This is a genomic window from Kitasatospora sp. NPDC056731 (assembly GCF_040687675.1).
Classification (GTDB): Bacteria; Actinomycetota; Actinomycetes; order Streptomycetales; family Streptomycetaceae; genus Kitasatospora.
Map to the genome: position 1 here is coordinate 101,881 of NZ_JBFBNR010000029.1, position 7,160 is coordinate 109,040.

8 protein-coding genes are annotated in these 7,160 nt (G+C 67.6%); 2 read left to right on the forward strand and 6 right to left on the reverse strand.

Annotation, left to right across the window (positions count from 1 at the left end; all coding sequences use genetic code 11):
• Window positions 1–94 precede the first annotated feature (94 nt).
• Window positions 95–1,057 (forward strand): M20/M25/M40 family metallo-hydrolase, encoded by a 963-nt coding sequence (locus AB0R04_RS26750; protein ID WP_363375518.1) that lies wholly within the window; start codon window positions 95–97, stop codon window positions 1,055–1,057.
• 23 nt (window positions 1,058–1,080) lie between these two features.
• On the forward strand, window positions 1,081–2,523 hold the full coding sequence (locus AB0R04_RS26755; protein ID WP_363375521.1) for a M1 family metallopeptidase: 1,443 nt from the start codon (window positions 1,081–1,083) through the stop codon (window positions 2,521–2,523).
• Window positions 2,524–2,570: 47 nt separating this feature from the next.
• Here AB0R04_RS26755 and AB0R04_RS26760 read toward each other — a convergent pair whose 3' ends face one another.
• The 6 genes from AB0R04_RS26760 to AB0R04_RS26785 all read right to left on the reverse strand — a co-directional run.
• Window positions 2,571–3,839 (reverse strand): hypothetical protein, encoded by a 1,269-nt coding sequence (locus AB0R04_RS26760; RefSeq protein WP_363375523.1) that lies wholly within the window; start codon window positions 3,837–3,839, stop codon window positions 2,571–2,573.
• Window positions 3,836–4,192 carry a type VII secretion target gene (locus tag AB0R04_RS26765; protein ID WP_363375525.1) on the reverse strand — a complete coding sequence of 119 codons (357 nt, stop codon included), beginning with the start codon at window positions 4,190–4,192 and terminating at the stop codon, window positions 3,836–3,838. The genes AB0R04_RS26760 and AB0R04_RS26765 overlap by 4 nt, the downstream gene beginning before the upstream one ends.
• A 262-nt stretch (window positions 4,193–4,454) precedes the next feature.
• A complete protein-coding gene (locus AB0R04_RS26770) occupies window positions 4,455–4,826 on the reverse strand; it encodes a hypothetical protein (protein ID WP_363375528.1) in 372 nt (123 codons plus the stop codon).
• Window positions 4,827–4,938: 112 nt separating this feature from the next.
• Entirely contained in the window at window positions 4,939–5,349 is a 411-nt protein-coding gene (locus AB0R04_RS26775) for a hypothetical protein (RefSeq protein WP_363375530.1), read from the reverse strand.
• A gap of 96 nt (window positions 5,350–5,445) precedes the next feature.
• Window positions 5,446–5,643 (reverse strand): hypothetical protein, encoded by a 198-nt coding sequence (locus AB0R04_RS26780; protein WP_363375533.1) that lies wholly within the window; start codon window positions 5,641–5,643, stop codon window positions 5,446–5,448.
• Window positions 5,644–6,467: 824 nt separating this feature from the next.
• Window positions 6,468–7,160: RHS repeat-associated core domain-containing protein (locus AB0R04_RS26785; RefSeq protein ID WP_363375536.1), on the reverse strand; the 693-nt coding region annotated here is incomplete at its 5' end.

The window sequence follows — 7,160 nt, forward strand, 5'->3', positions numbered from 1 at the left end:
AGCCTCTCGACAAGTTCCTGACATCGACGGACCAGGGTGGGTCGAGTCCGCCGGGGGAAGCCCCCCGGCCCCGCCTCCGAAAGGCTCCCGCGTGATGCCCTCCCGCCGTCTGGTGTCCCTCGCCGCCCACGTCCTCGGGGCCGCCCTGCTGCTGTCCACCGTCCCCGCCGTCGCGGCGACGGCCGCCGAGCGCAGGCCCGCCCCCGCCGCGCCCACCGTCGAGGCGGCCGAGGTGATGCCGCACCTCCAGGCCCTGCAGCGGATCGCGGACCGCAACGGCGGCAACCGCGCGCACGGCACCAAGGGGTACGCGGAGTCGGTGGCGTACGTGAAGCACGCGCTGGACCGGGCCGGCTTCCAGACGCAGCTGCGCCGCTTCTCCCACGACGGCAAGGACGGCTACAACCTGATCGCCGACTGGCAGGGCGGCGACCCCAACCACGTGCTGCTCACCGGCGCCCACCTGGACAGCGTCACGATGGGCCCGGGGATCAACGACAACGGCTCCGGCTCGGCGGCCGTCCTGACCACCGCCCTCCAGGTGGCCAAGGCCAAGCTGAAGCCCGAGCGGCACCTGCGCTTCGCCTGGTGGGGCGCGGAGGAGCTGGGGATGGTCGGTTCGGCGGACTACGTCAAGAACCTGTCCGCCGGTGACCGCAAGGCCATCGACCTGTACCTCAACCTCGACCAGGCGGGCAGCAAGAACCTCCAGCAGTACCTGCTGGTGAAGGACGCGAAGAACAACGAGACCGCGGCCTTCCAGGCCTTCGAGAAGTGGTTCACCGACCGCGGCCTGGCCACCTTCGACATCCCGCTGGACAGCTCCGACAGCCAGCCGTTCGGGGACGCGGGCATCCCGTCGTCCGGCTTCAGCAGCGGCGTCTCGGACTGCATCCACAGCGCGTGCGACAACCTCGCCAACGTCGACCCCGCGACGCAGGCGACCAGCACCAACGCCATGATCGGCGTGGTCTGGCAGTTCGCCACCACCAAGCCCGCCCCCGCCGCTCCCGCCAGCACCGCCCCGGCCACCGTCCCCGCCGCCCCCCGGTCCTGACCGCCCGCCCCCAGGAGCCACAGATGCGCACACCGCTGAGTCGCCACCGCCGCAAGGCCGTCACCCTGGTGGCCGCCGCCACCGCCCTCGGCGTCGCCCTGACCGCCGCCCCCGCGGGAGCGGCCGGCATCGGGGACCCGTACTTCCCCGAGGACGGCAACACCGGCTACGACGTGGCGAACTACGACGTCCGGATCGCCTACGACCCGGCGCACCCCGACCAGTTGAACGGCGACACGACCGTCACCGCCCGGGCTCTGCAGTCGCTGGACCGCCTCTCCCTGGACCTCAAGGGCTTCCAGGTCACCTCCGTCACCGTGAACGGCACCCCGGCCAAGTCGTTCTCCCGCTCCGGCACGCACAAGCTGGACATCGTGCCCGCCCGCCGGGTGGCCGGCGGCGCCACCTTCGCGGTGCGGGTGGTGTACGCGGGCAAGCCCGACCCCGAGGGCTGGCACCAGCTGGTCTCCGGCGGCGTCAACGCGATGGGCGAGCCGCACTCGGCGACCTCCTGGTTCCCGTCCAACGACCACCCGTCCGACAAGGCCACCTTCTCGCTCGCCGCAACCGTCCCCGACGGCTGGACCGCCATCGGCAACGGCCGGCCCGGCCAGACCACCAGCAAGGACGGCTCGACGACCTTCCGCTGGCGCGAGGACAAGCCGATGGCCACCTACCTCAGCACCGTCGCCATCGACAAGTTCACCGTCCACCGCTCGGCGCTGCCCGACGGGACACCCGTCATCACCGCCTACGGCCCGGACGTGCCGATCGACGACATGGCCAAGGCGACCGAGGCCCAGCAGCCCGAGATCATCGCCTTCCTTGCCTCCAAGTTCGGCCCGTACCCGTTCTCCTCCGCGGGCGCCATCGTCCGCAGCTGGACCAAGGAGACGGGCACCGGCGCACCGGACCTGGAGACCCAGAGCCGGCCCACCTACACCAACTACTTCTGGGACTCCGCGGCGGTCCACGAGATCACCCACCAGTGGTTCGGCGACAGCGTCTCGTTCACCGACTGGCGCGACGGCTGCATCGCCGAATGCGTCGCCCAGTACGCCAACCAGCTGTGGGACGAACACCAGGGCAGCAACCTCGACACCGGCTTCTACGCCCCCGGCGTCGAGGAGAACCGGAACAAGCCGGAGTACTGGTCCACCAAGCTCTACGACCCCGGGCAGGGCAAGGAACTCGCCTCGGCCCTCTACTTCAAGGGCTCCCTGATGATGCACGCCCTGCGGCGCACCCTCGGAGACGACGCGTTCTTCGCCACCCTCAAGCGCTGGACCTCCGACCACGCCTACGGCAACGCCACCTTCCCCCAGTTCGAGGCCCTCGCCGCCAAGGTCTCCGGCAAGGACCTCAAGGGCTTCTTCGACGCCTGGGCCCACAGCACCACGATCCCGGCGAAGGAATACCTCTACCCCGGCCCCCTCGCCCCCCTCGCCCCGCCCGCCAGCCGGTAACACCCCGCCCGGCCCCCCGCACCGACACCAGCCCTCCTGATCCCCCATCAGGAGGGCTGGCGCACGCCCGGGCTGAGCTCCTCCAGGACGATGTCGGAGACGGTCCTCGGCTGCGGGCGGTGCGGAACCGAGGTGCCGCCGTGCGTCGGCCTGAAGTCGCCGACGGGGGCCGGGAAGTGGCCCATCTCGTGGAACAGGCCCGAGAGGTCCGTGTCCTGCGGCGGCAGCGGCGGCAGCTCATGGGGCAGGTCCCCGACCGGGACGAGCTCGATCTCCGACGGGCCGCCCCCTGGCGTGCCGTCCCCCGTCGTACCGCCGCGCGGTGGGCGCGGGCCCTCCAGCCGGCCGTTCAGCCAGCCCTCGATGTGGTCGCCCGGCGAGATGGAGAACTTGTTCCCGGGGTTCATCACCCCGTGCCGCCACCCCCACGCCCCGGCGAACGCGCCGTTGGCCGCGCCGGAAACGTAGTCACCCGACAACCCGAACACCGCATCCTGCGCCGCGCCTTCGGCCATCCCGGTCAGCGCCCCGTAGCCGGTGTTCCAGACCAGCCCGGCCGCGCCCTTGGCGAACGCGCCGGCCTCCTTGCCGGTCAGCGAGGTGAAGCCCTTCCCGAGCCCCTTGCCCAGGCCCTTGCCCAGCCCCTTGCCGAGCCACCCGGCACCGACACCGACCGCGCCGCCCACCGCCCCGTTGATGGCGGCCGTGCCCAGCTCGCCGCCGTCGATCGACGTGCGGTGGCCCTGGCCCAGTTCGATCACCTGGGCCAGCAGGTCGAAGCCCACCTGGGCCAGCACCGACTCGGCGACCCGAGTCACCGCACTGATCAGCGCCTTGCGTAGGAAGGCCCACACCAGGGCCCTGGTGAAGGCGATCTCCACGGGCGCCGCCTCGGCCCCGCCGAAGAGGAACAACGCTGCGTCGATGGCCAGTTGAACGGCCAGGACCACCAGCGCACCGATGATCTCGATGCGCAGGGTCTCGATCTGGTTCGCCAGGTTGTGCAGCGCGTCGGCGGCGGCGTCGCAGCACTGGGCGATGAGCGGCAGCGCGGCGTCGTCGGCGACGGCGAGCCTGGCCAGATAGGCGTCGAACGCGTCCCTGGTGACACCGGTCAGACCCTGGTCGAGCTGGGACTTGGCGTCCGTCAGGTCCAGGACACAGGCACGGATCGACTTCGCCGCCTCGGTCCAGGCATCCGCCTCGGCCCGCAGCGCGCTCTCGTTCCCGGTAGGCCACTTGTTCCCCACCAGGATCATCAGCAGGTTCTGCAACCCGTCCGGCAGCGAGGCGTTGGGGGCGTCGACCGCCATCACGCGCCGCCGCTACCGGACACCGGGAACGTCCAGGCGAGTTCCGTGGCATGCTCGTCGGCCTTCTCGAACGTGCTGCGAGTGGCGCCGAGGGCATCGGCCAGCTTGCGCAAGGTGTCCGGCAGCGCCTGCACCGCCTTCAGCAGATCGTCCCGCGGCTGGGCGAAGACCTGGTCGAAGCCCTGCCCGAGCGCCGGATCATCCCCCCAGGGCGCCGCGCCGGACAGGGCCGCAGAACTCAGCGCCGTCCAGGCGGCAGCCATGCCGTCGGCCGCCCGCCCCGCATCCGCCCCGGCCTTGCCCATCAACGCGAAGTCGACCACCAGCGTCCCGTCCAGAGCCGGCAGCTGCGGCACCGCCGGCCCGCCGTACGGCGGCACCCCGGTAGGCGCATTGCGGTAACCACCAGTGGGACCAGGCACATCAGGCAACGGAGGACTCGGCACCCACCCACCTCACCCGACCCCACCCCGGACCTCGACCACTCTTGACGACATCCCAACGATCACCGCCCCACTCCTGACACCCCCCTGACGCCCCCGGACCCCGCGTCGCCCATGCTCCATTGCGAGAGCCGCCCCATCCGACACATCGGATGGGGCGGCTCTCGAAACGGACCTACTGCCGAAGGAACGCGGCGAACGGCACGCCGCCATCGTCCGCATCGGTCAGTCGCAACCGCTCCTCACCTTGGCGCTTGACGTACTGAAAAAACCGCTCGCACCTCAGATCGCCATCGACGGAGACCAATTGGGCGACCGCACCAGGTCCGGCATCGGAAAGCGTCCCGTACTTCCAGGTGCCGGTGAACTTCACCACGGTCGGGGACCTCTTTCCACGACACATGGCGGGGAGCAGGCTCACCTCGCCGAGCTTGCCGCCCTCCAGGAACTGAATCGAAGCAACGGGCGCCTTCCAGGATCCGATGACAGCCGGGACAGGATCCTTCGCCACCGTGCACGAAGCCGCCAGCGGCAGAGCCGATGCCACACAGACGGTCAGAACAGGCAGCCTCCCACGTCCACGCACCCGGCTCGGCCTCTGCATCCCGATCACTCCCACCCCGTTCCATATCGCCAGGAATCGAATCCACCGCGACGTCTCAGTCCTTCTTCATGACGAACCCCTGACTGACCAGCACCCACAGGTCCTTTCCGTTCTCCTCGGCCGTCAGCCAGAACCGACAACTACCGCTCCCGTCCTTCCGGGTCGCGTCCACGTAGACCCCCGGCCCCACGTCATCGAGAACCGACTTCTTCCAGCGCCCCTCGATCTCCGTCGGCCGTTCCCGGCCCACCGAGGCAGCGCTGCACACGCGGGCCGGCACTTGTGCCGATCCGACCCGCCCATCCGGAAGAAGCTCGACAGCCGCCGTTCCTCCGGCCCACCGTCCGACCGGATCGGGCACCTCAGGTGCAGAAGGTCGGACCGTCATCCACAGGGCCCAGCCCAATCCGAGGACGCCCAGCACCCCACCGAGCACACTCCACAGGACAATTCGCTGCCCCTTCACGCACCCTCCATCAAAGGATCTGGCAGCGAGGCCATCTCGAAGACCGCCCCGCCGCCTCAGAAGTCACGCGTCACCACCTGCGACAGTCCGAACAGGTCAGCGCAGGATCGCCTTGACAGCCATGCCGAGGACAGCCACCCCAGGAACCACAATGAAGAACCAGCCGACAATCAACGCGATCACCGGGATCGACTTCTTCTCAGCACCCTCCACGAAGAAGTCGCGGATTCCACGAAAATTTGCGACCAAGGCTAATCCCAGGACAACCGGTATCAGCATTCCAAGGACAACCATCAAAACTCCCGACCTCACAGGACAAGGACCGCATACGGTAGCACCGCCCAGCCAGAACTGACAATCCATCAGTTTATTCTGGATCCCGGCCACCCTGCCCTGCAACGAAAGCCTTCCCCGTCCACTTATTATCCTCCACGCAACAGCTCCACGAGCTAACCCCTCAACAGCTGAGCGCCCCATCCGGCAACCGGATGGGGCGCTCATGGCACAGACCTACTGGCTATCCACAGCCGACGGACTACTGTCGGGCGAACGACTCTTGACCAGCGCCCACCCCCTCCCTTCCATGATCCCTCACTCGTGGCGGGCTCGCCAAGCGATTACTCGATGAACCCCACCAGGATTGAACGGGAAGTTACCGTAGGTGCCCAGAATAAACACCTGGGTCCCCGATGCGCATCACGCGCCCGGGGACCCAGATGTCGCAAAATCAGGATCTAGGAGCAGGCGCGGGCATCACTACCATTGCGTAGATCACACCAAGTACGCTCATCAGCAGGAAGGGCCAAGCACCCGCAAGGAGATAGAGCAGTGGGGGCAGAGCAAACAACACGGCGGCCACCCCCCGGACATTCCTCCCCCTGGCCGCCCAAAAAGAGACCAGGAAGAGAAAGAACAGCGTGGGGACAGTTATTGTGATCGAGATAAGCGCCAGCAGCTTGAGGCTATCCAGGAAGTCGGCTCGAGGGAATCCATTGGCGTCATGCCCTCCGGGCGCAAATGCTGAAAGAACGAGCATAAAAACGCACACGGGAGCCACGCACACCGCAAGATATCTCAGCAGCGCCCGACTGAACCACCGGCCGACTCGATTAAATCTGTTAATCAGCACCCTGATACACACCCGCCATTCTGGTAGGTACGGCCCGAAGGCGAGAAGAGGGATGACGCAAACGGAACTGCAAGCAGGCCAGGATCTCCCTCTCTTTCGCTGGAACTATCCGCGGCGACACCCGGACATTCCTCGTAGTCGGATGGCGCGACGTACCGCCAATTACCGTATCGTGATGCCCCGCCACAGTTGACGGCATCACGGTAAACGTTGCGCCACCGGTATCGGTATCCCAGAAAACGGTCATGTGCGCGCTATCGGCTGGCGAATTCGACCAAGATCGATTATCCCCCAGCAAACTCCCAAAGGCGGCACTCTTCATATGGATGAAGAACCTCGCCATGATGATACCGTTACCACCGCCATTGCTGGGACCCGACTTAGCGAACCTCTGTGAATATGCGGGCGTCGGCCCAAACCCCACCTCGCGAGCAGTGTCGTAGTAGTCGCGGTTGTTCTGTTCAACGATCTTCTGGTAGTTCGGCCCCTCGCTCTCCACCTTGGTGCCCATGTTGGAGCACTTGGCCATCCCGCTGGCGCACTCCTCCAGGGCCATGCCGGTGAGGTCGGTCTTGTTGACCGGGTCATTGTTGCTGTACACGTAGGCGTTCCACTGCTGCGGGTCCGTAGGCAGGAGCAGCGGATCCGCGCTGAGGAAGCGGCCGGTGCTGGGCTGGTATTG